The 25,932-nt window shown below is 69.7% G+C and carries 17 protein-coding genes; 4 read left to right on the top strand and 13 right to left on the bottom strand.

What is annotated here, in order from left to right:
* Window positions 1-90 precede the first annotated feature (90 nt).
* The 4 genes from DEP02_RS25235 to DEP02_RS25250 form a co-directional block, all read right to left on the bottom strand.
* Window positions 91-252, bottom strand: a complete 162-nt coding sequence (locus DEP02_RS25235; protein WP_157977537.1) for a hypothetical protein — start codon at window positions 250-252, stop codon at window positions 91-93.
* A gap of 56 nt (window positions 253-308) precedes the next feature.
* Window positions 309-1,724 (bottom strand): glycoside hydrolase family 16 protein, encoded by a 1,416-nt coding sequence (locus tag DEP02_RS25240; protein ID WP_112469988.1) that lies wholly within the window; start codon window positions 1,722-1,724, stop codon window positions 309-311.
* 285 nt (window positions 1,725-2,009) lie between these two features.
* On the bottom strand, window positions 2,010-2,696 hold the full coding sequence (locus tag DEP02_RS25245) for a 4'-phosphopantetheinyl transferase family protein (protein WP_112469989.1): 687 nt from the start codon (window positions 2,694-2,696) through the stop codon (window positions 2,010-2,012).
* Window positions 2,693-3,553: a metallophosphoesterase family protein gene (locus tag DEP02_RS25250; RefSeq protein ID WP_112469990.1), complete on the bottom strand. Its 861-nt coding sequence runs from the start codon at window positions 3,551-3,553 to the stop codon at window positions 2,693-2,695. Before DEP02_RS25250 ends, DEP02_RS25245 begins: the two co-directional genes overlap by 4 nt.
* A gap of 283 nt (window positions 3,554-3,836) precedes the next feature.
* On the opposite strand from DEP02_RS25250, the gene DEP02_RS25255 reads away from it, so the two are divergent.
* Window positions 3,837-4,922, top strand: coding sequence for an ATP-grasp domain-containing protein (locus DEP02_RS25255; protein ID WP_112469991.1), 1,086 nt, complete (start codon window positions 3,837-3,839; stop codon window positions 4,920-4,922).
* 153 nt (window positions 4,923-5,075) lie between these two features.
* Here the strand turns inward: DEP02_RS25255 and DEP02_RS25260 are convergent, their stop codons facing one another.
* The 4 genes from DEP02_RS25260 to DEP02_RS25275 form a co-directional block, all read right to left on the bottom strand.
* Window positions 5,076-6,413 (bottom strand): 6-phospho-beta-glucosidase, encoded by a 1,338-nt coding sequence (locus DEP02_RS25260; RefSeq protein ID WP_112469992.1) that lies wholly within the window; start codon window positions 6,411-6,413, stop codon window positions 5,076-5,078.
* Between the two features lie 184 nt (window positions 6,414-6,597).
* On the bottom strand, window positions 6,598-6,825 hold the full coding sequence (locus DEP02_RS25265; protein ID WP_112469993.1) for a hypothetical protein: 228 nt from the start codon (window positions 6,823-6,825) through the stop codon (window positions 6,598-6,600).
* 423 nt (window positions 6,826-7,248) lie between these two features.
* Window positions 7,249-7,812 (bottom strand): toxin-antitoxin system, toxin component, encoded by a 564-nt coding sequence (locus DEP02_RS25270; RefSeq protein WP_112470010.1) that lies wholly within the window; start codon window positions 7,810-7,812, stop codon window positions 7,249-7,251.
* 32 nt (window positions 7,813-7,844) lie between these two features.
* A complete protein-coding gene (locus DEP02_RS25275; protein WP_112469994.1) occupies window positions 7,845-8,501 on the bottom strand; it encodes a helix-turn-helix domain-containing protein in 657 nt (218 codons plus the stop codon).
* 235 nt (window positions 8,502-8,736) lie between these two features.
* Here DEP02_RS25275 and DEP02_RS25280 point away from each other — a divergent pair, with 235 nt between their 5' ends.
* A complete protein-coding gene (locus DEP02_RS25280) occupies window positions 8,737-9,408 on the top strand; it encodes an MmyB family transcriptional regulator (RefSeq protein ID WP_198668582.1) in 672 nt (223 codons plus the stop codon).
* Window positions 9,409-9,820: 412 nt separating this feature from the next.
* On the opposite strand, the gene DEP02_RS25290 is transcribed toward DEP02_RS25280, so the two are convergent.
* The 5 genes from DEP02_RS25290 to DEP02_RS25305 all read right to left on the bottom strand — a co-directional run bounded on the left by DEP02_RS25290 (window position 9,821) and on the right by DEP02_RS25305 (window position 13,626).
* Window positions 9,821-10,792 carry an ABC transporter substrate-binding protein gene (locus tag DEP02_RS25290; RefSeq protein ID WP_112469996.1) on the bottom strand — a complete coding sequence of 324 codons (972 nt, stop codon included), beginning with the start codon at window positions 10,790-10,792 and terminating at the stop codon, window positions 9,821-9,823.
* A 121-nt stretch (window positions 10,793-10,913) separates the two neighbouring features.
* Window positions 10,914-11,849 carry a PDR/VanB family oxidoreductase gene (locus tag DEP02_RS25295; RefSeq protein WP_112469997.1) on the bottom strand — a complete coding sequence of 312 codons (936 nt, stop codon included), beginning with the start codon at window positions 11,847-11,849 and terminating at the stop codon, window positions 10,914-10,916.
* The gene (locus tag DEP02_RS34140; RefSeq protein ID WP_198668583.1) at window positions 11,846-12,016 is read right to left on the bottom strand and encodes a hypothetical protein; all 171 of its coding nucleotides are present in this window, start codon (window positions 12,014-12,016) and stop codon (window positions 11,846-11,848) included. The genes DEP02_RS25295 and DEP02_RS34140 overlap by 4 nt, the downstream gene beginning before the upstream one ends.
* Window positions 12,013-13,080, bottom strand: coding sequence for an aromatic ring-hydroxylating dioxygenase subunit alpha (locus DEP02_RS25300; RefSeq protein WP_112469998.1), 1,068 nt, complete (start codon window positions 13,078-13,080; stop codon window positions 12,013-12,015). The genes DEP02_RS34140 and DEP02_RS25300 overlap by 4 nt, the downstream gene beginning before the upstream one ends.
* A 57-nt stretch (window positions 13,081-13,137) precedes the next feature.
* Window positions 13,138-13,626 carry a DoxX family protein gene (locus tag DEP02_RS25305; protein ID WP_232839269.1) on the bottom strand — a complete coding sequence of 163 codons (489 nt, stop codon included), beginning with the start codon at window positions 13,624-13,626 and terminating at the stop codon, window positions 13,138-13,140.
* A 452-nt stretch (window positions 13,627-14,078) separates the two neighbouring features.
* Here DEP02_RS25305 and DEP02_RS25310 point away from each other — a divergent pair, with 452 nt between their 5' ends.
* Together DEP02_RS25310 and DEP02_RS25315 are read left to right on the top strand one after the other, a co-directional pair.
* The gene (locus DEP02_RS25310; protein ID WP_112469999.1) at window positions 14,079-14,801 is read left to right on the top strand and encodes a lytic polysaccharide monooxygenase; all 723 of its coding nucleotides are present in this window, start codon (window positions 14,079-14,081) and stop codon (window positions 14,799-14,801) included.
* Window positions 14,802-15,493: 692 nt separating this feature from the next.
* On the top strand, window positions 15,494-25,915 hold the full coding sequence (locus tag DEP02_RS25315) for a LamG-like jellyroll fold domain-containing protein (protein ID WP_232839270.1): 10,422 nt from the start codon (window positions 15,494-15,496) through the stop codon (window positions 25,913-25,915).
* The last annotated feature ends 17 nt before the right edge of the window (window positions 25,916-25,932 follow it).

Here is a 25,932-nt window from a genome sequence, read left to right on the forward strand (position 1 = left end):
CCCGCGCGGTCCCGGGACCCGGTGGGCCGGGCTCCGGCGTGCCGGGGGCCTGGGCGCGCGCCGGCTCGGCGGGCTCGGCGGGCTTGTCGGTCATTCCGTGTCCACTCCCTTGTTCACCTCGTCCTCGAGCCGCCGTACGACCTCGCCGCAGGAGATCACCGGCCGCTCGACCGTCGCCGCCGGGCCGGCGCGGGCCTGGGCGGAGCCGTACCAGCGAGTACCGCGGAACGGTCCTGACCATGCAGACGACACGGCAACGGGGCCCCACGCGCGTGCGTGGAGCCCCGAGATGCCGAACAGATGTCCGATCAATGGCCGAAGTTGAACCAGTTGACGTTCACGAAGTTCGCCGGCTGGCCGCTGGTGAAGGTGAGGTAGACATCGTGGGTTCCGGTCACCGAGCTGATGTTCGCGGGGACCGTACGCCAGGACTGCCAGCCGCCCGTGCTGCCCACGGCGAAGCTGCCGATGGGGGAGTTGCCGCGGCTGTCCAGGCGTACCTCGACCAGTCCGCTGACCCCGCCCGGCGCGCCGCTGGCGACCCGGGCGTAGAACTGCCTGGCCGGGGTGGAGCCGAAGTCGACGCCCTTGTAAAGGGCCCAGTCGCCGTTCGCCAGCGAGCCGATGTTCTGGCCGCCGCCGGTGTCGGTGGTCGACTCGGTGATCACGCCGCTCTGGCTGTCGTAGGACTCGGCCTGGATGGGGTTGTAGGCGTCGCGGTTGCCGGACGGCGGAGGGGTGGGATCGCTCCCACCGCCGGAGGACTGGAGTACCTGCACATAGTCCACGACCATCGGGTGGCCGGGCTCGGTGCCGCCGTCGGGGCCGCCGCCGAAAGCGTCGGGGAAGCCGCCGCCCATCGCCACGTTCAGGATGACGAAGTAGCCGTGGTTGGTGGCGTTGGTCCAGGTCGCCGCGTCAACCTGGTTGGCCCTGACGGTGTGGAAGTTGAGCCCGTCGAGGTAGAAGCGGATCTCCTCGGGGCTGGTCGACTTGTCCCACTCCACCGCGTAGGTGTGGAAGCCCGCCTGGCAGGTGGTGCCGGTGCACGGCGTCGAGCCGCCGATGCCCGAGGTCTCGTTGCAGGGTCCGCCCGGGCTGGTGCCGCAGTGCAGGGTCGCCCAGTTCGTGTTGAGGCCCTGGACGTTCTCCAGGATGTCGATCTCACCGATGCCCGGCCAGTTCCAGTAGTTGCCCCGGTAGGGCGCGCCCAGCATCCAGAAGGCGGGCCAGTAGCCCTTGGCGGCGGCGCCGGTGACGTTGGGCATCTGGATGCGGGCCTGCACCCGCAGCTTGCCGCCGGCCGGGGGCTGGAAGTCGGCGCGCTTGGTCTCGATACGGCCGGAGGTCCAGTTGCCGGAGGCGTCCCGGCGCGGGGTGATGCGCAGGTTGCCGTTGCCGTCCAGGGAGACGTTGCTGGTGCTCGAGGTCATCGTCTCGATCTCGCCGGTACCCCAGTTGGGAGGACCTCCCGGGTACGAAGTCCCAGTGTCGTACTGCCAGTTGGCGGTGTTGACGCCGGACCCGGCGGGGCCGTCGAACTCGTCGAGGAAGACCTGCGTCCAGCCGGACGGGGGTGTGGGGGCGGAGGCGTTCGCGGGCAGGGTCGCGGCGGTGGCGACGGCCGCCGCCAGGCCGAGGGTGCCGAGGACGGCGACGAGTGCGCGCCGCGCGGAGCGCCGTCTGCGACGGGTGCCTGTGGGTGCGCTGGAGGGTTCACTCATGGGGGGTGCCTCTCGGGTGGGGAGTCACGTACGCGAGAGCCTCGCGGGAGGGCGCCCGGGGAGGTCTTGAGAGCGCTCTCACGCGAGGGTGCGCCGCCAATGTGCCCCCGGCTGTGGCAGCCGTCAAGAGTTAAAGCGAAGAAAGTCCTTGCGGGGCACGGGAGTTCAGCTGATGAAGGCGGGGATTTCCGTGTTGTCCGGGCCGCTCACCGAGGCTGCCGGCCGGGCGAACGACTTGCGGGGACTGCTCTCGGTGGAGCGGGATGCGTTCACACAGCTGATCGCTCAGAGGGGACGATGCGGAACCGTCACCGCCGTGGCCACCAGGCCCTGCCCGACCGTCCAGCGCCCCTCGAAGTGGCCGAGGCGCCGGCCGCCGACCATCGGGCCCGGGACGAGGAGCCGGGCCCGGAAGCCGCCGTGCCGCGCGGTGCCCGGGGCGGTGTGGACCTCGAGGTCCGCCTCCGCGAAGTCCAGCCACTCGCCGGTGAGCGGGAACCAGGCCTTGTAGACGGACTCCTTCGCGCTGAAGAGCAGCCGGTCCCAGTGCACGCCCGGGTGCCGTGCGTCCAGATCGGCCAGGTGCCGTTCCTCGGTGGCGAGGGCGACGGTGGACAGCACGCCCTCCGGCAGCGGGGCGTGGGGTTCGGCGTCGATGCCGAGGGAGGCCAGGTCTGCGGTGCGGACCAGGGCGGCGGCGCGGTAGCCGTCGCAGTGGGTCATGCTGCCGGTTAGGCCGTCCGGCCAGCGCGGGGCCCCCCGCTCACCGGGCAGGACGGGCTGCGGCGGCACACCGAGCTTCTCCATGGCGCGGCGGGCACAGGCGCGCACGCCGGCGAACTCGCGCCGGCGCTTGTCGACCGCCCGCGCCACGACCGCCCGCTCCTCGGGGTACAGCGGGGCATGGTCGGTCTCGTCGTCGCCGTACGCCTCCACCGCCACCACCGAGTCCGGGAGCAACTCCTCGATCACCGGGCCTGCACCTCCGGGGGGAGTACGCGGCGCAGTCTGCCCGGCGGTTCCGGGCGCTTGCGCCACTCGCGGGGATATCCCACGGACACCTCCTCGAAGCGGACGCCCTCGTGCCAGGTGGTCCGCGGGATGTGCAGGTGGCCGTAGACCATGGCGGTCGCACGGAAGCGGCGGTGCCAGTCGGCGGTGCGCCGGGTGCCGCACCACATGGCGAACTCGGGGTACCACAGGACGTCCGTCGGGTGCCGGTGGAGCGGGTAGTGGTTGACGAGCACGGTCGGCAGGCCGGCGGGGAGTTCGGCGAGCCGGCGCTCGGTCTCGGCGACCCGGGCCGCGCACCAGGCCTCGCGGCTCGGGTACGGGTCGGGGTGCAGCAGGTACTCGTCGCTGCAGACGACGCCGGTGCCGTGCGCGTAGGCCAGCCCCTCGTCCTTGGTCGCGCAGCCGGCCGGCAGGAAGGAGTAGTCGTACAGCAGGAACAGCGGGGCCACGGCCACCGGTCCGCCCGGCCCGTCCCAGACCGGGTAGGGGTCCTCGGGCGTCGCAACGCCCAGTTCGCGACACAGCTCGACCAGGTGCTCGTAGCGGGCGGCGCCGCGCAGGGTGACGGTGTCGCGCGGGTGGGTCCACAGCTCGTGGTTGCCGGGAGCCCAGATCACCTTGCGGAAGCGGCTCGCCAGGGTTTTCAGGGCCCAGTGGATGTCGGCGACGGTCTCGGCGACGTCCCCGGCCACGAGCAGCCAGTCCTCGTCCGTCTCGGGTGCCGTCCGCTCGACCAGGGCGCGGTTCTCGCTGTAGCCGATGTGCAGGTCGCTGATGGCCAGCAGCTGTCCGGCACCGCCGGCCTTCCCCGTCACCTCGTGCCCCCTCGCCCCCGGTCGCCCACACGATGGGCACCACAAGAGCACACCGGGCGGCAACGGGACAAGGGCGACGCGCGTCATCCGTGCTCCGGACACGGGTACGGGACGGGCCGATCCGTGACGTCCGCGTGGCACTCCATGGCCGAAGAAGGTCGTATGATCGCCCCAACACCGCCGCCGGAACTCCCTTTCGCTCAGCGCGGCTCGGTGTCCCTCCTTCTCCTTTGGCCGGGCTCGGTCGGCTTCGCCCTGCCCGCGAACCCGAAAGGCGGCCCGCATGGTCTCTCGCGTACGCGTCTGGCTCAACCGCACGTACGCGGAGAACGTGTTCTTCATGGATCAGTTGCGGAGGAATCCCAGCGGTCGGGCCGTCGAGATCCATGCCACGCACGGCGACCCCGACTCCCCCGTGCCGGCCGCCGCCGACACCGCCGAACCGGAACCAGAGGGCCTGTCCCCGGCCGCGTACGTCGAGTACGCGCTCGACCAGTGCGCACGGCGCGGCATCGACGTGTTCGTGCCGCGGTTGCACCAGGCCGCGATCGTGGCGCACCGCGCCGACTTCGCGGCGCTCGGCACCGCGCTGCTCGCGCCGACGCCCGAGGCGGTGGCGGTCTTCGGGGACAAGGCGACGGCGTACGAGGCGGTCCGGTCGATCGGCGTGCCGGTACCGCCGTGGTGGCGGGTGCGCACGGCCGGTGAACTCCTCTCCGCTGTCGAGGAGTTGGAGGAGACCGGGCACGTGGCCTGTTTCAAGCCGGCGTCCGGTGCGGGCGGGATGGGCTTCCGCGTCATCACGCGCGCGTCTTTCTCACTCACCCATCTGAGTGGATTCCCGAGCCCCCAGGTCCCGCTGGATCTGGTCCTGCGGGCGCTGGAGCAGGCGGACGGGCCGGTCGACTGGCTGGTGATGCCGCGCCTGGAGCAGCCGGAGGTGTCCGTCGACTGCCTGACCGGGCCGGACAACCGGATCCGGCTGGCCGTGGGCCGTACGAAGAACGGCCGCCGCCGCGGTTTCACGCTGCACGAGCAGTGGCTGGAGCCGGCCCGGCGGATCGCTGAGGGGTTCGGGCTGCACTACCTGTCCAACATCCAGTTCCGGATGTACGGCGACCGCCCGGTGCTCCTCGACGTCAACACGCGCCCGGCGGGCGGCCTGCACCAACTGTCGCTGTGCGGGATCAACGCGCCCTGGGCGGCAGTGCGGTTGGCGCTCGGCGAGGACCCGGGCGAGATCACGCCACCCTTCCTCGGGCAGGACTACACCGGGGTGTCCGCGCCGCGTGCGCTGCGGCCGGTGTCGCTTCCCCGGCAGCGGACCGGGACCCTGTCCCACGCGAAGTCGGAGATGACGCCGCGCTGAAAGCCCCGGCCTTTTTCTGAGGGTTTTTCCGCCAGGGGTGTATCAGGGCCCGGAACAGCGGCTCTCAAGTGTGGGGCCACGGGGGGAACACGGGGGACCGGGGCGGTCGGTCGCCGAACGGGGGAGCGACCGACCGGCCCCGCGAACACCCCCTTACGTCAGGTACGCGAGGCCGGGATGGACGGCGATGTAACCGTCGACGAGACGGCGGGCGACGTTCACCGAGTCGACGAGCGGGTGCAGCGCGAAGGCCCTCACGGCCGTCGTACGGGAGCCGGACTCGGCCGCGGCGAGCACCTCGCGCTCGACCGCCTTCACCGCACAGACCAGTCCGGTGGCATGGCCGGGCAGCGGGCCCGCCGAGACCGGATGCGCGCCGCTCGCGTCGACGAGGCAGGGCACCTCGACGACGGCCTCGGAGTCCAGCGCGGAGAGGGTGCCGCGGTTGCGGACGTTGAGGATCAGTGTGGTGCGCTCGTCGCGGGCGATGGCCCGCATCAGGGCGAGGGCCACCTTCTCGTAGCCGCCCGAGAGGTCGTCGGCCTCCCGCTCACCCGCGCCGGCCGTCTCGCGGTTCTCGGCCATGTAGGTGGCCTCGCGCTCGGCGCGGGTGCGGTCCCAGGCCGCCAGCGCGGAGGTGCCCGGACTCCTCGCCTCCTCGTAGAACCGGGCCTGCTGGCCGAGGAGGAAGGCGCCGCGGGTCTTCTCCGCCTGCTGACAGGCGTGTACGGCCTCGCGGTTGAAGTAGTAGTAGTGCAGGTACTCGTTGGGGATCGCGCCGAGCGAGCGCAGCCACTCCGCGCCGAAGAGCCTGCCCTCCTCGAAGGAGTCGAGCAGGCCGGGATCGGCGAGCAGGCGCGGGAGTTCGTCACGACCGGCCACGCGCAGGCCGCGCACCCAGCCGAGGTGGTTGAGGCCGGCGTAGTCGATCCACGCCCGGCGCGGGTCCACGCCGAGCACGCGGGCGATGCGACGGCCCAGACCGACCGGTGAGTCGCAGATGCCGATGACCCGGTCGCCGAGGTGGCGGGACATGGCCTCGGTGACCAGGCCGGCCGGGTTGGTGAAGTTGATGACCCAGGCGTCGGGCGCGAGGCGGGCCACCCGCCGGGCGATGTCGACGGCGACGGGTACGGTACGCAGGCCGTAGGCGATGCCGCCCGCGCCGACGGTCTCCTGCCCGAGGACACCCTCGGCGAGTGCCACCCGCTCGTCGTGCGCCCGCCCTTCCAGACCGCCGACCCGGATCGCGGAGAACACGAAGTCGGCGCCGCGCAGCGCCTCGTCCAGATCGGTGGTGGCCCGCACCACGGGCGCGTCCGGCACCCCGGCGGCCTGCTCGGCCAGCACCCGGGTGACGGCGTCGAGCCGGCCCACGTCCACGTCGTGCAGGACGACGTGCGTCACCCGCCCGTCGGCGTGATCGGCGAGGAGTGCGCCGTGGACGAGTGGTACGCGGAATCCGCCGCCGCCGAGGATGGTGAGCCTCACGTCTGTCCCTTTCACGCCGTGCCCGGGTCGCGTCCGAGGGCGGAGGGTGGAGGCCCCACCGCCCTCGCACTGCCCATCCTCCAGGGTCCGGGCCCCGGAGCCCGCGGAATCCCGGGGACGCGGGGAGCCGCGCGCCCGGCCCCCACACACCCGCACCACCTGGACGACGCACCCCCCGACCGACTCACGGCCGCGGGCACCAGCTGTGCAGCAGCCGGAAGAAGGTGTCCTCGTTGCCCGCCAGGCCCGCTCCGGCCAGGGCCTGTTCCGCCTCGGCGAGCACGGCGGGCGGCACCACCCTGGGCCGTACGCCGTCCGGGGGACCGTCGAAGGCGGCGCGTACGGTGTGCAGGAGCCTCAGGTACGCCTGGACGGCGGTGCGTTCACGGTCGGTCAGTACGGCGGTGGACATGGGTCGCTCTCCCCGGTTTCGGCATCACACGGTCACGCCCCCGGTCTCCCGGACGGCGCGTGCACGCCCACACAGCGGCGGCACACTCCCAGCTTGCCGCCCCCCACTGACAATCCCCCCGCACCCGGCACCGGATCCCCCACTCGGCGCAGCCGGACCCAGGGGGTCCCCGGGTCCCCGAACACCCGTGCCCCGGGCGGGCGGCCTCGGGACGGCCCACGTCTCCGAACGCCAGGTGCGGTCAGGCGGTGCGTCTGCCCCGGTGAGCCGCGGCTGCGAATGCCCCGCCCGAGAACGGACCGCGTCCACAGGCCGGACGTGTCCCCGGAGGCCCCGACGCCTTCCGGCCGGACCGCCTCTTCGCACGGCCGCTTCCTCCGGCGCCCACGTCACCGAACGCCCCGCGCCCGCGGAAGGACCCGCCTACAAGCGCCCCCGGCCCGAGCCGCCCTCCCCCTCCACCCGCCGCCCCAGATAGCCCAGCGACGCCTCGATCCGCCCGGCCAGGTGGTCGCGCTGTACGGGGCCGCGCAGGGACGAACCCGCCAGCCAGGTACGGCACTTGCTGGCCAGCAGGAGGCCGAAGCTCTCGGCTTCCTCCTCCTCGGCCAGGTCGAAGCGGCTGCGCGCCGCGGCCCTGCGCACGGCCGCCTGGAGGTCCGCGCCCTCGTCGAGCAGGCGGGCGGCGACGCCGACACCGTCGACGTGGTGGCCGCGGTGGCCGGCCTTCATGTGCCACAGCTCATGGCCGAGGATCACCAACTGGTGGTCGGGGGCGGTGCGTTCCTCGACCAGGACCAGGTCCTGGTCGGTCATGTCGAGCCACAGCCCGCTGGCGGTCCCGGGCGGGAAGGCCGCCGTACGGAAGCGGACCGGCCGCCCGCGGCGCCTGCTCATCGCGTCGCACAGCGCGGCGTACAGGTCGGCGGGCCGGGCCGGCGCCGGCAACGTCAGCTCGTCGACCAGCTCGGCGCACAGCCGGCGCATGTCCCTGCCGATGCCCATGCCCCTCCCCAGCATCACGACTCGGGCCGCTTGACGCTCTCCAGAAGCATGTCCAGCCACTCGGCGACCTTGTCCCGGTGCTGGTCGGTGGGCAGCTGCGCGGCCCGCCACGCGATCCCGCGCACCCCGTGGTCCTGCAGCAGCCGCTCCAGCGGGTCGTCGGCCTCCGCGACCGCTTCCCGTTCGCGGTCGGCGAGCCGTTGGAGCAGCTCCTGCTCGGTGCGCTGCAGAGCGCCCGCCAGCGCCTCGGGGTCCTCGGCCGTGAGGAACCCGGCGTGCACCCGGAAGAAGCGCTGAATGGCGTCGCAGTGCTCCATCGTCGGGCGCCGGTCGCCGTTGATCAGCGCGCCCGCCTGCTGCCGCGACATGCCCGCGCCGTCGGCGATCTCCTGCTGGGTGTAGCGGCGCCCGTTGGGCTTGAGCCGGGTGCGGCGCAGCAGGTCCAGCCGCTGCAGGAACCGGGCCTGCACATCCGGCTCGCCCGCGGGCCGGCCGCTCAGCAGGGCCCTGACCACGGGCTCCGGCACGCCGCAGGCCACGGACAGGCGGCCGACGTCGAAGACCTCCGCCTGGGGGACGCCGAGCCGGTCGGCGAGCGCGGTGACGCGTGCGACGACGGCCGGCAGCACGGCCGGCGCCGTGGCGCCCGGATCCTCGATGCCATCCGTCACCGACAGATCTCCTACGTCTCTCACGGACTCCTCACGGACTTCTCACAAGATACGTGCCGTGAACTTCCCGGAGAGTAACGGGTAGTTCGAACCTACATCCAGGTCTCGCCACAACTGTGGCCAATTTCAGCCGTCAAGCGGCATGAAATGCCACGATAGTTGACACGGATCGCCGGTGAGCCGCAGGATCAAGGCGCCGCGTGAAGGCCGCAGAGGCATAAGGGGTGACCTCCCGATGGCATATCAGGCAGGAGGGCAGCGGCCGGCGCCGCGGCCCGTCCCCGTCCGTCCCGAGGCGCAGGCCTACCTGCGGGACTACGCCAGGTTCCTGGAGGCCGTCTCCTTTCCCTCCCTCGTCGTCGACCACCGCTGGGACGTGGTGCTGACCAACGGCGCGTTCACGTCGCTCTTCCGCGGCGTCGGCCCGCATCCGACGGCCATGCCGGACGACAACTTCCTCCGCTTCGTCCTCTTCCACCCGGACGCGGGCACGGTCCTCGGCGAGCACGAGTCGCGCTGGTGCCTGCCGATGCTGGCCCACTTCGCCGCGACCGTGGAGCGCTGCGGCCACGACCACGAACTGCAGGCCATACGCCAGGACATCGCCGAGGACCCCATCATGGAGGCCGCCTACCGGCAGGGTCTGCCGCACTGGATCCGCGCGGTCGGCGAGACCGCCGTGGAGTCCGACGGCGCGGTCCGCCCCCTGCTGCACCCCGACCCGCGCTGGGGCGCCACCGAGTGCCGCATCATCGAGGAGACCCCGGCCACCCTGCGCGACCTCGGCTACACCCGCCTCACCCTGGTCCTGCGCGAAACCCGCCGCACCGCCCAGGCCCCGCGCAGACCCCGCCGCGCCCGGCGCACCTCCGGCCACCTCACCGTGGTCCCCACCCCGGAGCCCTGACCCGGCACCGCCGGCGTTCAGGTCGCCGACGGCTTCCGCTGGGCCAGGGACCTGCCGGTGGGCCAGGGACCTGCCGGTGGGCCAGGGACCTGCCGGTGGGCAAGCGGGCCGGCAAGGAGAGCCGGATCACTGGCGCGCGGCTGGTGGAGGACGCCCTCGGCCCTCGGCCGGCACATCGCCTTCCGCGTGCAGACCCTCCAAGTCGGGCCGGGGTTCCGCAGGGAGGCGAGGTCGGCATCGACGCCGGGGTGAGCCTGCCTTTGGCCCTCTCCGACGGCAACCACTTCGACCACGGCCGCCCTGCCCGCCTCCCGGACGGGACCGCCGACCGTGCCCAGCACGACCTCCACGACGGCCGCCGCCGCATGGCCGGCCGCAAGCCCGGCGCTGCCGAGTGCGGCGTGGGAGGCTCTCACGGCAGCAGTGTGTCGAGGTCAGGCTTCTTCTTGAACAAACCGTCCTGTTCGCCGAGTTCCGCCAGTGCCTCGATCGAGGCGCGGTTCGGCTCGGCCGGCCACTTCGGAAAGGTCGTCTTCGCCAGCACATCTGTGGGGATCTTGGTGTACGTGGTGACGATCTGCCGGACCTCGTCCGGGTGTTCGTCCGCGTAGGCGAGGGACTGCGCGGTGGCCTCCCGGAACTTCTCGACCACGTCCGGGTGCTGCTTCTCGTACTGCGCGGAGGTGAAGTACATGGCCACGGTGAGGTTCTCGGCGACGTCCACGAGGGAGGAGGCGATCTCGCGGCCGCCCTGGCCGAGGATCGTGGCGAGGGCGGGCTCGACGACCATCGCCGCGTCGATCCGGCCCTGGTCGAGAGCGGCCGGCATCTGGTCGAAGGCGAGCTCGACCATGTGCACCTTGTCCGGGTCGCCGCCGACCTTGCGCACGGACTCGCGCACCGCCGTCTCGTTGATGTTCTTCAGCGTGTTGAGGGCGACCTTCTTGCCCTCCAGCTCCTTCGCCGACGTGATCGGGCTGTCCTTCTTCACCACGATGGCGCCGAAGTCCTTGCCCTGCACACCGGTGGAGTTGACGCCGTTGACGACCGCCCTGACCGGGACGTCATTGCTCTGGGCGATCATCAACGAGGTCATGTTGGAGAATCCGAACTGGAACTGTCCGCTGACCACACCGGGCACGATGGCCGCACCGCCCTGTGCGGTGGTCATGGCCAGTTTCAGGCCGTGTTGTTCATAGATTCCCTTCTTCTGTCCCAGGTAGAGGGGTGCCACGTCGAGAATGGGGATGACGCCCACCTCGACCGTGGTGACCTTGCCGGACGACCCGCTCGCGTTCGAGGTGCCCGAGTCGTCGGGCGAACCACAGGCCGCCGCGGCGAGTAGGAGGGTGCCGGCCGTGAGGCCGGAAAGCAGACGGCGCATCGTTCTCCCTGTGCAGACGCTGTGTGGACGACGGTTTTGCGACAGGCAGTTGTGCTGAGCGGGACGTTGGAGCCGGCTGTCCGATGGGGTCAATGCGTTGCCCGGCAACGTTGTTGAACACTCATAGATCAAGGACGAGTCGCCGCCCCCGGCACCGGGACACGCAGATCATCATCGTCTCGCCGCCCGCCCGCTCCTCGTCGGTGAGCACCGAGTCCTGGTGGTCCGGGGTGCCTTCGAGTACGTCGGTCTCGCAGGTGCCGCAGGTGCCCTCGGTGCAGGAGTACAGCACCTCGACGCCGGCTGCGCGCACGGTGTCGAGCACGGAGACGCCCGCGGGGACGGTGAGTGTGTGCCCGCTCTGCGCGAGGACCACCTCGAACTCGGTGTCGCCGCCGGTCGGTCGGGGCATCACCTGGAATCGCTCGAAACGCAGCAACCCGGCCGGGCACCGCTCCTGCACCGCGTCGAGCAGCGGGCCGGGCCCGCAACAGTAGACGAGCGTGCCGTCGGGCAGACCGTCGAGCACGGAGCCGAGGGCGAGCAGTCCGGTCTCGTCCTGCGGGGCGAGCGTCACCCGCTCCCCGTACCGCACCAACTCATCGGTGAATGCCATGGAGTTGCGGGTCCGCCCGCCGTACAGCAGCGTCCACTCGGCGCCTGCCGCCTCGGCGGCGGCCAGCATCGGCAGGATCGGGGTGATGCCGATGCCGCCGGCGACGAACCGGTAGCGCGGGGAAGGCTCCAGGCGGAAGTGGTTGCGCGGCCCGCGCACCCGCACCTTGTCGCCCTCGCTCACCTGCTCGTGCACATGGGCGGAGCCTCCCCGCCCGGCCGGCTCACGCAGTACCGCGATCCGCCAGGCGGTGCGGTCCGCCGGGTCGCCGCAGAGCGAGTACTGCCGCTCCAGGTCCGGGCCGAGGACGAGGTCGACGTGGGCACCGGGCTCCCAGGCGGGCAGCAGCTTGCCGAGCGGGTGGCGCAGGGTGAGGGCGAGCACGCCGTCGGCCACCGGCTCCCGGCGGCCGACGACGAGCTCGGCTTCGTACCCGCTCATGGGGTCTTTCCTTGCGGCCGGTGTCCTTCGGGGTGGCCGAGCATCCACTCCCACATCACGACCGGGTCCTGGGCGGTGTGCTCGGCGCCGCAGTGGCAGGTGCCGTGCAGCAGGTCGGTGCCCGGCAGCCAGTCGACACGGTAGATCTCGCCGGTGGGTGTGCTCACTGGACCTTCTCCACGGGTTTGCTGCCCTCCTCGACCAGCCGGGCGAGGATGCGGCGGGCGGCCAGTCCGCCGGTGTCGATGTTGATGCTCAGCTCCTGGTAACCGGCGGGCTCGGTGTCCAGCGCCCGCTGCAGCAGATTGAGCGCGTCGACGTCCTGCATGACGACTGTGTGGTTGAAGTCCCTCAGGAACGTGGTGACTTCGTCGTCGTCCCGCGCGAAGTCCCGGGACACCGCCCAGAAGTCGTACACCTTGCCGTCGCTCGACGGGGTGATCGCGTAGGTGATCTCGACGTGGAAGGCATTCGGGTCGCTGCCGTCCGGCTCGGGCAGTACACCGACCGGGGCGATACGGCTGTGCAGCAGGTACAGGCAGGGTGCGTGGTACTCGATGTCCTGCCAGCGGGTGATCCGGCCCTCGATGCCGGTGGAACGGGCGTAGAACGGCGGGCACTCGGCGTCGTCCATGTGCCGACTGACCCGGACGATCCCCGCACCCTCGTCGACCTCGGTGCTGATCGGCGTCTCGGCGACCTCCGGGGTGCCGATGTAGCCGCCGTGCAGATACGTCTCGTGGGAGAGGTCGAGGAGATTGTCGACGAGGAGCCCGTAGTCGGCGTCGATCGGTTCCATGCCCCGCACGGTGACCCAGTCCGGGGAGTCGAGGTGCCGCGCCCGCGGAATCACCCGCGGGTCGGCGAGCGCCGGGTCACCGATCCACACCCACACCAGGGAGTCCTGCTCGACGACCGGGTAGGAGGCGACGCGCGCGGTACGCGGGATCCGCTTCTGCCCGGGCACGTATACGCACGTACCGGTCGCGTCGTACGTGAAGCCGTGGTATCCGCACACGATCCGGTCCCCGTCCAGCCGACTCTCCGACAGCGGGAAACGGCGGTGCACACAGCGGTCGTGCAACGCGACCGGCGTCCCTTCCTCCTCCCGGCGATAGAAGACGAGCGGCTCCCCGAGGATCGTCCGGCCGAGCAACTCCTCGCGCCCGACCTCGTGACTGTAGGCGGCGACGTACCACTGGTTCCTGGCGAAGGCGGTCATGTGGGGCATGGTTGCGGCTCCCGTCACTCTGCGGTGTCGATGCCGGCGCCGGCGTCTTGCCGGCAGTCATGCCCCGTATGTGCGCTGCCGACTCCCGGTGCCGTCACGGCCCGGCTCTTCCGCGGTCCGCCGGGAGCGGCCGACCAGCGGGGGCAGCGTCCAGCTGCCGGGCCCCAGCGCGGCGATGAGCAGGAACGACCAGCAGAACATGGCGGCTGCCTCACCGCCGTTCTCGATCGGGAAGAGCGCTCTGGACTGGTGCTCCACGAAGTAGGCGTAGGCCATGGAGCCCGAGCAGACCAGGGCAGCGGCGCGGGTGCCGAGGCCGGCGAACACCAGGGTGCCGCCGACCAGTTGGATGACCGCTGCCCACCAGCTCGGCCATGCGCCGAAGGCAGGCGCCCCGCCGTACGCGCCGCCGAGCACGTCGAACAGAGTGGCGGCGCCGTGGCAGGCGAACAGGAACCCCACCACCATTCTGAACAGTCCGATGGCGTGGTCCCTGCCTCTCGGTAACGAGTTGTCGAACCGGCTGATGAGCATGCCATTGCGCATGGGTACTCCCGTGAATTCTCAGTGGGGGTGCGAGGTGGGGGTGGACGCCGCAGCCGACAGCGCGGAATGCGGCTCTCGCGGAGCCTCGTCGTTGAGGGCACTCGCGGGAATCAGATCTCGACCAGTTCTCGAAGCTAGCGGGGAGCGGCTAGCCATGTCCAGGTCAATGAAGAGGGGAATCCGGCGCGGCGCTCCTTCACTCCCGATCCCCTTGACGGAACCCGGGTGATGGATATGGTCTAGACCTAGAAAGGTCTAGACCTTAACGTCGACCTGGCTGCCGGTTCGTGGTCGAAAACGCGCGAAGCGGGCGCGGGTCGCAGTCATCTCCCCTGGTCATGTGGGTGTTTCGACCTTGCCCCCACCCGATGAGGCCGCGGTGCGGCCCGGTACGGGCGCGCCGACCGCAACCGTCCCTGCTCACCGATGGCCTCGACAGCGAAGGAGCTGACATGAGCGCGAAGAGAAGACTGGCTGCCATGATCGGGGCAGGGATGGCCCCCCTCCTCGCGGTGAGCCTTCCGGCCGCCACGGCCAGCGCGCACGGGTACGTCTCCGCACCGCTGAGCCGACAGGCTCAGTGTGCCCAGGGCATCGTCGACTGCGGGCCCATCAAGTACGAACCGCAGAGCGTCGAGGGGCCGAAGGGTCTGCGCAGCTGCAGCGGCGGCAACGCGGAGTTCGCGGAGCTCGACAACGACAACAAGCCCTGGCGAGTCACCCCGGTCGGCAGCTCGACCACCTTCACCTGGAGCCTGACGGCCCGCCACGCCACCAGCACCTGGCAGTACTTCATCGGCAACACCAAGGTCGCGGAGTTCAACGACGGCGGCGCCCAACCGCCCGCGACCGTCAGCCACCAGGTGAACTTCGGCAGCATCACCGGCAAGCAGAAGGTACTCGCCGTCTGGAACGTCGCCGACACCCTCAACGCGTTCTACGCCTGCGTCGACGTGAACATCGGCGGTGGTTCGGGCAACCCCGGCAACCCTGGCGACCCCGGTGACCCGGACAAGTGCACCGCGGCGGCCTGGGACGCCGGCACCGTCTACAACGGCGGCGACGTCGTCTCCCTGAACGACCACAACTGGAAGGCCAAGTGGTGGACGCAGGGCGAGAGGCCCGGCACCACCGGCGAGTGGGGCGTCTGGGAGGACCTCGGCGCCTGCGCGTGAAAAGACGCTGTCCCGGCCCTGAGCTGTGACGGGCAGCAGTCCGTCACGGATTCCCCGTCACGGTCGACTGGACAGCGAAACCAGTGCCGCTGAGCACTTGAGGTGCTCTTCGGTTCAGCGACCGGGGGGAGGCTCCGTGCGTTTCGCAGAGACGTGCGGAGCCGGTCACGGCGGCGTCGACGAGGGGCAGTGCAGTCGACGAACTCGCCGTCGAGCGCGAGGAGATGCGGCAATTGCGCCGCGAGGTTGCCGAGCTGCGCAAGGAGCGGAGCGGTCGCCGATGGGTGCGGGCACCGGCCCAGTTTGTGAGGGCTCTACAGCAAATGTGCAGTGATCATAATCACATCACCTTAAGGAAATTCTATGGATGACTTGTGAACCCCTTTGGAGATCATTTAAAAGTTCTTTGCTCTTGATTCTTTGAGGTGGGGGGTTCCGTGCGTCCGGCACGTCCGCTTGTTGTTGCTGTTGCACTCGTGCTGGCCGTGCTGGCAGGCACTGAGCAGGCCGCGCTTGCGGTGGACCAGTGGACGGGGAACAGTTCCGGGGAGGAAGCTCCCGACCAGCGGTGGGGGTCCGCCGCTGGACGCAGCCATTCCGCGGCCGCGAACGCGACGGATGCCTCCGCGAAGGGCGGCCATGCCGAGCCGCTCACAGGCCGGGGTGAGTTGCCCGCCGAGGGTGAGACGGGGATGACCCGGCTGGGTGGCGCTCCGAAACTGCCGAAGCCGGGGCCGGTGCAGGAGACGCAGGCGCCCGACGCACCCGCGGTGCAGGGTTTCGACTCCAAGCACAGCAAGGAGCTCAAGGGCGAACGCAAGGAGCGGCAGCGCACGTACCGGAACACGGACGGTACCTACACCACGCGCTTCTACACCGAGCCGGTCAACTTCCGTGCGAAGGACGGCAGTTGGAAGGCCATCGACACCACGCTGGTGCGACAGGACGACTCGGGTGCGCGGACGATGGACGTGAGCGATCCGGGCTGGGAGACGGAGGCGACCGAGTCGCCAGTGTCCTTCGCCGGCTCCGCCGACGCGGACCCGCTGGTCCGGATGGGACTCGGCGACGGACTGTCGGTCGGGTACTCCGTCGAGGGGGCCGATGCGGCCACCGGACGTGTCGAGGGCAGCCTGATCACCTATGCGGGGGTGCGGGACGCCTCCGATGTGGAGCTCGTGGCGGGCGGCTCCTCGGTGAAGGAGGTTGTGGTCCTTCACGACAGGACCGCGCCCTCGGAGTGGCGCTTCCCGCTGGAGCTCGAGGGGCTGACGGCTGCTCCCGACGGCCACGGCGGCATCGTCTTCACCGACGCCGCCGGGGTGCAGCGGGCCTGGATGCCGCCGGGGTGGATGCAGGACTCCGCGACGTCGGACGACTCCACCGAGGGGGAGGTGTCCTCCGGAGTTGTCTTCAGCCTGGATGAGGAGAACGGCCGGCAGGTCGTCGTGATGAGGCTGGACGCGGACTGGCTGAACGCGCCGGAGCGGGTGTTCCCGGTGCGGGTCGATCCGTCGGTGAAGTCCTTCGCCGCCACCTCCGGGACGTACGTGGAGTACCCGTACAACCAGAACTTCGCCTCGGACACGGTGCTGAAGGTGGGCACCTACGACGGCGGCAGCCACAAGGCGGCGGCGTTCCTTCGCTTCTCGGGTGTAGAGAGTACGTTGAAGAACGCCTGGGTGCTGGGAGCCAACCTGGCTCTCTACAACACGTGGTCGTATTCGTGTACGGCACGTCCGGTGACGGTGCACCCGATCACGTCGAACTGGTCGGAGACCACGACGTCGAAGTGGCCGGGGCCGTCGACCGGTTCGTCGCTGGCGTCGAAGAGCTTCGCGCACGGCTGGCGTCCGGCGGGAACGGAGACGTGGTCGTGCGGTCCGGCCTGGGAGAGCATCAAGCTCGGCTCGGCCGGCCGCACGCTGGTGGACGACTGGACGCACGGCCGGAAGAAGAACTACGGCCTGGCGGTGAAGGCGTCCACGACGGACTCCAGGGGCTGGAAGCAGTTCGGCTCGGACGACTACCCAAACGGCAAGCCCAGCCTGGACGTCACCTGGACGAAGTACGGCGCCACCTACAAGCTCGGCGACTTCACCGCGCCCGTGACCGCCACCACGCAGGGCGTGCAGAAGGTCACCGTCACCAACCAGGGGCAGGAGACCTGGCCGAAGGGCGGCAACTACAAGCTGCGGTACAACCTGTTCGACGCGTCGAGCAAGGAGATCACCGACAAGTCGAAGATCGCCTGGACGGAGATGCCCAAGAACGTGGCACCGGGCGACAGCGTGACGCTGGACGCGAAGGTCGCGCCCCTGACCCCCGCCACGTACACCGTGCAGTGGACGATGGACGACTACGGTGTGAGCCGCTTCACCACCGCCGGTGTTCCCGGACCGGCTGTGAAGATCTCGGCGGTGAACATCCCTCCGCAGCTGACGGCCGAGTCGCCGGGCAGCGGGGTCACGGTCGACTCGCTCACGCCCACACTGTGGGCGAAGGGAACGGACGCCGACCACTACCCGAAGGCGACACTTCAGTACACCTTCGAGGTCTGCGAGGTCGAGGGCAGCAACCTGCGCAAGAACTGCAGGAAAGGCGTCCGCAGCACCGCGCAGCAGTGGGCGGTGCCGTCCGGCTGGCTGTCCTGGGGCAAGTCGTACGCCTGGTACGCGTACGTCTACGACGGCGCCGCCACATCGGCCCAGCCCGGCCCGGCGCTGCTGACCACGCAGGTGCCCCAGCCGACCGTGACCAGCCACCTGGGCGGCGCGGACGACGGCAAGGAGATCGGCACCCGGACGGGCAACTACGTCACCGCGGCCACGGACGCGGCCATGTCCACGGTGGGGCCGGAGCTGTCGGTCACCCGCACCTACAACTCCCTCGACCCGCGTGCCGGCGGAGCGTTCGGTTCCGGCTGGTCCACGCGCTGGGACATGCGGGTACATGAGGAACCGCAGACATCGACGGCGTTGGTGACGCTGTCCGACGGCTCCCAGGTACGGTTCGGTCTGAACCCCGACGGCACTTATGCCGGACCGTCGGACGGCGCGCTCACTCTCGCTCGCCAAAGGGGGGAGGGCTGGGCGCTGCGGGAACGCTCCGGTGCCGTCTACCACTTCATGCCCAGCGGCGTCCTGGCCCAGATCGTCGACACGGCGGGCCGCGCGCAGAGCGTCGCGCACGAGGCGGAAGACGGCGGCCCGGTCAAGAAGGTCACCGACACCCTCTCGGGCCGTTCGCTGTCCTTCACCTGGTCCGGCGGACACGTCAAGTCGGTGACGACGAGTGCCGTGGACGCGGACACTCCCGGGCTGACCTGGAACTATCACTATGACGGCGATCGGCTGACCAAGGTCTGCGCGCCGTCGACCACCAAGTGCACGGTCTATGAGTACGGCGACGGCTCCGTCTACCGCAGTAGCGTCCTGGACGCCGCCCCCACGTCGTACTGGCGGCTGGGCGAGGGCGAAGGGGAGACGGCGACCAGCGAGGCGGTCTCCCGTACCGGCCTGAACGAGGCCGTCTACCGGGACATTCAGCTCAGCACCGACTCCGCGCTCGCCGGGACGGCGGACACCTCCGTCGGCTTCGACGGCACGGACTCCGTGATCGAGCTGCCCGCCGATACCCTGAAGGCGGCGGCCTACCCGGCCGTCGAGCTGTGGTTCAAGACGAGCACGCCCACCGCGGTGCTGCTCGGATTCCAGGATGGCGAGCTCGGCACGAAGCCGACTTCCTGGCGTCCGGTGCTGAACATCGACGGCGCGGGCAAGCTCCGCGGTGAGTTCTATCTGTCCGGGGCTTCCGGGGCGACCCCCATCGTGTCGTCGCGGACCGTCACCGACGGCAAGTGGCACCACGTGGTGCTGTCCGCGTCCGCCACCACCCAGACGCTGTACCTGGACGGTGCCGAGGTCGGATCACTGGACGGGGCGATCATCGATCAGTCCGGTGAGTACGCCTACCTCGGCGGTGGCTATGGCAGCTCCGGTTGGATGGGCCTGCCCGGTGGCGACTACTACTTCAAGGGCCAGATGGACGAAGTCGCCTTCTACAACCATCCGCTGGACGCGGTCACGGTTGCCGAGCACTACGCGGCCAGGGCCGCGATCGGCCAGGTGACCAAGGTCACCCTGCCGTCCGGTCGAGTGCATGCCACCGCCGTCTACGACCCTGTCAGCGGCCGGCTGACCCAGCACACCGACGCGAACGGCGGCACCTGGAAAGTCTCCTCCCCCTCGTACTCGACCGCCTCGTCCTCCTACGCGGCGACGATCCAACGCAGCGGCCCCACCGGCTACTGGCGACTGGGCGAGCGCAGCGGCGCGCAGGCCGCAAGCCCCCTGGGCGACGGCCTGACCGGCGCCTACCTGGACGGCGTGCGGCTGGGCAGTCCGGGCATCTTCGCCGACGGTGACGACACAGCCGCCAGTTTCACCGGTGACGGCGCGGTCGAGGTTCCTTCCGAGTCCCTGGGCAAGGGCACATCGATGTCGGTGGAGCTGTGGTTCAAGACCGCCGACTCCGGTGTGCTGACAACCAACCAGAACACCGAGTTCGGGGACACCCCGACCGGTTGGCGACCCATGCTGGTGATCGATTCCGCCGGCAAGCTGCGCGGCAAGTTCACGCCCAGTGCGAGCAGCATCCTGTCCAAGCAGACGGTCAACGACAACAAGTGGCACCACGTCCTGCTCACCGGCAACGAGGGCGTCCAAGTGCTCTTCGTGGACGGCGAATACCAAGGGCAGACGGCCAGTGGTGTCGAGACTCTGCGCCATTCCCGTGTGCTCATCGGCGGCGGCTACGCCTCCAGCGGATGGGACGGCCAGGCAGGCGGCTACCGTAACTTCACCGGCCAGATCGACGAAGTCGCCTTCTACGACAAGGCGCTCGTGCAACTCACTCAGGCGAGCGACGGCTCTTGGGGCTACCCGGTATGGCTCCAGTCCTCCATACTTAAGTACTTGAAATCCCCTGATACCCCGAACCGTCACATCCAGGCTCGTACAACCCTGGTCAACGGGACCGCCGATCAGTACCAGGGTGTGGCCATCGCTGATGCACCCGCCGGATACTGGAGCTTGGGCGAAGAAGACGGAACTACACTGCACAGCCAGGTCGGAGGGCCGGACACGAACGCGCGCTTCGTCCCCGACACGGGTACTCTCCGCCGCTCGTCGCTCCATGCGCCCGGGATCTTCGGGGTGGGGCAGGACAGTGGGGCCACGCTCGCCAGAGGCGGGCACATCGAGATCCCCGGCTCCATGCCTGCAGGCACCACCGACCTTTCAGTCGAAATGTGGTTCCGCACGTCCACCCCGTCGGCCGTACTGCTGGGGTTCCAGAACCAGCCCATCGGCCAGATCCCGACCTCCTGGCGCGCGGTGCTCAACATCGACGGCGCCGGCAAACTCCGCGGCGAGTTCTACCTCGCCAACGTCTCCGGAGCCACACCGATCGTCTCGGCGCAGACGGTGACGGACGGAGCATGGCACCACGTGGTGCTGTCCGGATCCGGCACGACGCAGGCCCTCTATCTGGACGGTGTCAAGGTCGGTTCCCTGAACGGCACGATCGCGGAGCAGTCACTTCGCTACGCCTACGTCGGTGGCGGCTACGGCAGTTCCGGCTGGATGGGCCTGCCCGCGAACACGTACTACTTCAACGGCGACATTGACGAGGTCGCTCTCTACCGCAAGTCGCTGACAGCCGATCAGGTATCCGCCCACTACCGCGCACAAGCCGAGGGCGCCGACTCCGGCCTGACGGCCACGATCACCCTCACCGACCCGAAGCAGAAGACCAGCAAGGCCGCGTACGACGCCCTGCACGGCCAACGCGTCGTCTCCCGCACCGACGCCACGGGCGCGGTCACCTCGTACGCCTACGACACCGGCGGCTTCCTGCACACGGTCACCGACCCCAACGGGCATGCCACCGTCACCGGCCACGACGCGCGCGGCAACACGGTGTCGACCACGACCTGCCGGGACGCCGACTCCTGCTGGACGAGTTTCTCCTCGTACCACCTCAACAGCAGTGACCCGCTCGACCCGCGCAACGACAAACCGCTGACCTACCGCGACCAGCGGTCGAGCGACTACCGCGACGACCGTTACCGCACCGCCTACACCTACAACTCCCTCGGCCTGCCGCTCACCGCGGTTCGCCCGGACAACAGCACGGCCTCCACCACCTACACCGCCGGCACCGAGACCGCGGTCGGCGGCGGAACCACCCCGGCCGGCCTGGTGTCGACGCAGACCACGCCGGGTGGCGCTAAGACGTCGTACCACTACTACGCCAACGGCGACCTGGCCGAGGTCATCTCGCCGTCCGGACTGGTCACGAAGTACACGTACGACGGGCTGGGCCGCAGAACCTCCGAGAAGCAGGTCTCCGACACCTTCCCGGACGGCGTGACCACGAGCTACGGATACGACGTGGCCTCCCGCATCGTCACCGAGACCGGCGCCGGAGTGAGGAACGAGATCACCGGCACCACCCACACCGCGAAGATCACCCGCGACTACGACGAGGACGGCAACCTGCTGTCCGAGACGACGAAGGACACCACCGGCGGCGACCCCGAACGCACCACCGCCTACCACTACAACGCGCACGGCCTGAACGACAGCGTCACCGACGCCGAGCAGCACACCACCCTGTTCGAACACGACGAACTGGGCCGTGTCACCGGGATGACCGACCCGGCGGGCACGCGCTTCACGTACACCTACACCGCTCGCGGACAGCACGCCACCACCGTCCTGAAGGGCTGGACCGGCGACCCGTCGGGCACCACCCGGGACCTGACCGTGGTGTCCAACGCCTACGACCCGGCCGGACGCCTGGCGTCCACGACCGACGCGATGGGCGCCACCACCGCCCACACCTACTTCGCTGACGGCCTGCCCGCCACCACCACGGCCAAGCAGGTAACCCAGGCCGACGGCACAAAGCGCGACATCGTCCTGGAGGCCAACACCTACGACCCGGCGGGCAACTTGACCCAGCAGGTCACGGGCGGCGGCAGGACCACACGGACGTACACGGTGGACGCGCTCGGCCGTACCAGGACCAGCGTTCTCGACCCAGGCGGCCTGAACCGGACGAGCACCTTCGCCTACGACGCCGACGACCGGTTGAAGGAGCAGACACAGACCATCTCCGGGAGCAAGAAGCTCACGACGACCGCGGAGTACGACTCGGCGGGCAACCCCACGAGGCAGACCATCACCGACGGCACCAGCGCGCACACCACCACCGGAACCTACGACCAGCGCGGTCTTCCGCTCACCACGGTCAGCCCGCGCGGCAACGTCACCGGAGCCGACGCGTCCGCGTACACCACCACCTACCGGTACGATGAACTCGGCCGCCTGGTGCAGGAGACTGTCCCGGCCGTCCAGGCCGAGGAGAACGGCGGCACGGCCACCACGGTCAAGCCGACCACGCTGACCGGCTACAACACCTTCGGTGAGGCCACCGAGACGAAGGACGCCCGAGAGAAGGTGGCCCGGGCGGAGGTCGACCGGCTCGGCCGCACGACCGCCGTGACCCTGCCCGACTACACACCGTCGGGCGGCAGCACCGCGCTCACCGCGACCACCCGCACCACCTACACCGCACTCGGCCTGCCCCAATCGGTCACCGACCCGCTGGGCCGTACCACCCGCTACGGCTACGACCAGTTCGGCCAACTCACCAGCAGGACCGACCCGGTCGCGAACCCGGCGGACGCCCTGCGGGCACAGTCCGACTACGGCCTGGTCGCCGGCCCGGTCACGAACGCCGAAGGCGGCGGCGTGACCCGCTACACCTGGACGCCCACCGGTCTCCAGCTCTCCGCCACGGACCCGACGGGTGCCCGCACCGAGGCCACCTACGACGAGCTCGGGCGGCAGCTGACCGCCACCACGATCGAGCGCTACCCGAACCGGCTGAACCTGGTCACCCGCTACACCTGGGACGACGCGGACAACCAGACCGCCTCGACGACACCGGGCGGCATCACCACCACCAGCACCTACAACCCGGCGGGTGAGGCCAAGTCCGTGACGGACCCGGTCGGCACCACCAGGTTCGACTACGACGGCCTCGGCCGCCCGACCGAGACCGTCGACGCGACTAACCGCCGGACGACCACCACCTACGACGCCCTCGATGACGTCACCGCGTCCACCGACTACGGCACGGGTACCACCGCGCTGCGTACGACAACCGCCGAATACGACGCCGACGGCAACCGCACGGCCGTGGTCTCCCCGGAGACCAAGGCCCGGACCACCTTCACGTACGACGCGCTGGGCCGGATGACCAAACAGGTCGAGCCCGTCTCCGGCAGCGAGTCGATCACGACGACCTTTGGTTACGACGCGACCGGCAATCGCACACGTTTCACCGATGGCCGGGGCAACACCACCGTCTACACCTTCAACTCCTGGGGCCTGCCAGAGTCCACGATCGAACCGGCCACGACCGCCCACCCGAACGCCGCCGACCGCACCTGGACGACTGTCTACGACAAGGCGGGCCAGGCGGTGACGGAACTCCTGCCGGGCAGGGTGAAGCGCGAGCGCGCCTACGACGGCCTGGGTCGCCTCGTCCGCGAGACCGGCACCGGCGCGGAAGCGGCCACCACCGACCGCACTCTCGGCTACGACCTCGCGGGCCGGCTGACCTCCGTCGGCTCCGACGATCCGCTCACCCCGAGCACCTACACCTACAACGACCGCGGCCAGCTCCTGACCGCGAACGGCCCCGCCGGCGTCGTGAACTACACCTACGACGCCGACGGCAACATGACAGAGCGGAGGGACGCCAAGAACACCACCTCCTACGGGTACGACTCGGCGGGCCGGCTCGAGTGGCTGTGGAACTGGATGACCCGTGCGGACATCTGGTACGAGTGGGACGCCGCAGGCCGCCCCGTCATGGAGCAGTACGCAATCCAACCCGAGGGATCCACCGAGTGGGTGGAGTCGGCCCGGCGCAGCTACGGCTACGACAGCCTCGGACGTCTCACCGACGACATCATCACCACACCGGACGAGACGACCAACATCGCAACCACCACCTACGCCTATGACCTGGACGACCAACTGACGTGGAAGAAGACCACCGGCACGGCAGGAGCGGGGGAGCACGTCTACGGCTATGACCAGGCCGGACGCCTGTCCTACTGGACCGGCGGTGACCGGACCACACACTACGAATGGGACGCGGCCGGCAACCGGGTCGAGGCCGGGCCGGTCACGGCGGCGTATGACGAACGCAACCGCCTGCTGACCGACGGCTCCTCCACCTACCGCTACACCGCACGTGGCACGCTCGCCACGGTCGAGACGGGAACCGACTCCCGGTCTCTCACCTTCGACGCCTTCGAGCGCAAGGTGACGGACGGGTCGTCGACGTACACCTACGACTCACTGGACCGTGTTGCCAAGAACGGGTCCACCGCGTTCCGCTACGACGGCGGCTCCAACAACCTCCTCGGTGACGGCACCACGGACTACAGCCGCACACCAGGCGGCTCCCTGCTCGCCAGCACCGATGGCACCACCACCCAGTGGTCCGTCACCGACCAGCACACCGACCTCGTCGCGGGCCTGTCTGTCGACGGCACCGAGGTCACCGGTTCCACGGCCTACGACCCCTTCGGTACGAAGACCGCCACCGAGGGCAGCATGCCTGCCGTCGGCTACCAGTCCGGCTGGACCGACCCGGCCAGCGGCGACGTCAATATGGCCGCTCGCTGGTACCAGCCGAGGACCGGCACCTTCGCCTCTCGTGACACCTGGCAACTCGACGGTTCCCCTTCTGTGGAACTCAACCGCTACCTCTACGCGGATGCGGGCCCGCTCAACGGCATCGACCCCACTGGTCACAACCGTGCCTGCGCCTGCGGAGGGGCAGGGATCTTTGTGCGCAGTGGTAGCGGCGTACGGGTGGGCGGCGGCAGCGGCGCACGAGTGGGCGGCAGCCGTCCCCGGACCACCAAATCGACAAAGCCCAAATCCCGAAACAAGTCCCGGGGAAGAACCCCATACCGTAACCGTGACTACGACATGTGCAGTTCCAGGAACCCGCGTTGCGTCAAGCCTCGCCCTGGAAACCACCCCAAGCCCGTCCGTAGCACCACACCTTCCCGGGGCACGGCCGGCCGCTGCACCACCACGTCCTGCGGCACACGCAGCTACTCTCCCACCACCCCTTACCGCAGCACCGGCGGCCCCACCCGCACCGGCGGCCCCACCCGCACCGGCGGAACCCCGCGCACCGGCACGATCAAGCCCCCCAAGCCGCCCACACCCCAGAATCCCAACCGCGGCAGGAATCCCACTACCGCACCCGTCCGCCCCGCCCCCAAGCCAAGCGTCGACACCGCACGCATCCAGCAGCAAGCACTGCAACAGGCAGTGGTCCTGGACCAACGACACGCCATTGAAATGGCCCTGGGCGGGACGCAGCCGTTCACTCCAGACGCGGTCGAGATTGCTGCTGACTACAGTCAGTCTCGTATGGTGACTACGCAGGACGACTACGAGTTCGCTCCGGACTCGGCGTCTGCAGTGACCAGGTCAAGCTGCCGAAAGGGCAACACGGCAGTGCACTACATGCCGTTGGACGAACTTGGCAGAGCACAGGGGATGTTCGCCTGCCTCAACAAGGATGACTACAACTACGTCAAGTCGGAGAAGATCGACGGGATAATGGGTGTGCAATCCGACTGGGTCCTCAACAGCAACGAAACGATGATTGTCGGCACGTCAGCGGAGTACCCCATCGACTGGGAGCACATCCCTCAAGGCTACAGTGGCGGTAAAGGGCTCCACCGCGGTCACTTGCTGGCCCGCTCGCTCGGCGGCGACGGTAACGACTTGCGTAACCTGGTCCCCCTGTATGCCAAGGTGAACACGCCTGCGATGAGCGGTTATGAGAGCGACTTGGAGGAACGAGTTCAAAAGGGAGAGACTATTTACTACCAAGTGGTTCCACATTACGAAGGGAACAACCCGATACCGGACTATTTGGACCTTCGGTGGGTTGGCAACATAGATGGAGCTGGCGGTGTGCGACTCCATAATGTGCCGAGCTAGTCGTAGAGGAGAGCATG

The organism is Streptomyces triticisoli, from assembly GCF_003270085.1.
Lineage (GTDB): Bacteria > Actinomycetota > Actinomycetes > Streptomycetales > Streptomycetaceae > Streptomyces > Streptomyces triticisoli.

Excerpts from the sequence above, each read along its gene's own strand:
- DEP02_RS25305 (WP_232839269.1), bottom strand. The coding sequence starts at position 13,626 with ATGCGCAATGGCATGCTCATCAGCCGGTTCGACAACTCGTTACCGAGA.
- DEP02_RS25315 (WP_232839270.1), top strand. The coding sequence starts at position 15,494 with ATGACCCGGCTGGGTGGCGCTCCGAAACTGCCGAAGCCGGGGCCGGTG.
- DEP02_RS25295 (WP_112469997.1), bottom strand. The coding sequence starts at position 11,849 with ATGAGCGGGTACGAAGCCGAGCTCGTCGTCGGCCGCCGGGAGCCGGTG.
- DEP02_RS25300 (WP_112469998.1), bottom strand. The coding sequence starts at position 13,080 with ATGCCCCACATGACCGCCTTCGCCAGGAACCAGTGGTACGTCGCCGCC.
- DEP02_RS25240 (WP_112469988.1), bottom strand. The coding sequence starts at position 1,724 with ATGAGTGAACCCTCCAGCGCACCCACAGGCACCCGTCGCAGACGGCGC.
- DEP02_RS25255 (WP_112469991.1), top strand. The coding sequence starts at position 3,837 with ATGGTCTCTCGCGTACGCGTCTGGCTCAACCGCACGTACGCGGAGAAC.
- DEP02_RS25270 (WP_112470010.1), bottom strand. The coding sequence starts at position 7,812 with ATGCGCCGGCTGTGCGCCGAGCTGGTCGACGAGCTGACGTTGCCGGCG.
- DEP02_RS25310 (WP_112469999.1), top strand. The coding sequence starts at position 14,079 with ATGAGCGCGAAGAGAAGACTGGCTGCCATGATCGGGGCAGGGATGGCC.
- DEP02_RS25265 (WP_112469993.1), bottom strand. The coding sequence starts at position 6,825 with ATGTCCACCGCCGTACTGACCGACCGTGAACGCACCGCCGTCCAGGCG.
- DEP02_RS25290 (WP_112469996.1), bottom strand. The coding sequence starts at position 10,792 with ATGCGCCGTCTGCTTTCCGGCCTCACGGCCGGCACCCTCCTACTCGCC.
- DEP02_RS25280 (WP_198668582.1), top strand. The coding sequence starts at position 8,737 with ATGGCATATCAGGCAGGAGGGCAGCGGCCGGCGCCGCGGCCCGTCCCC.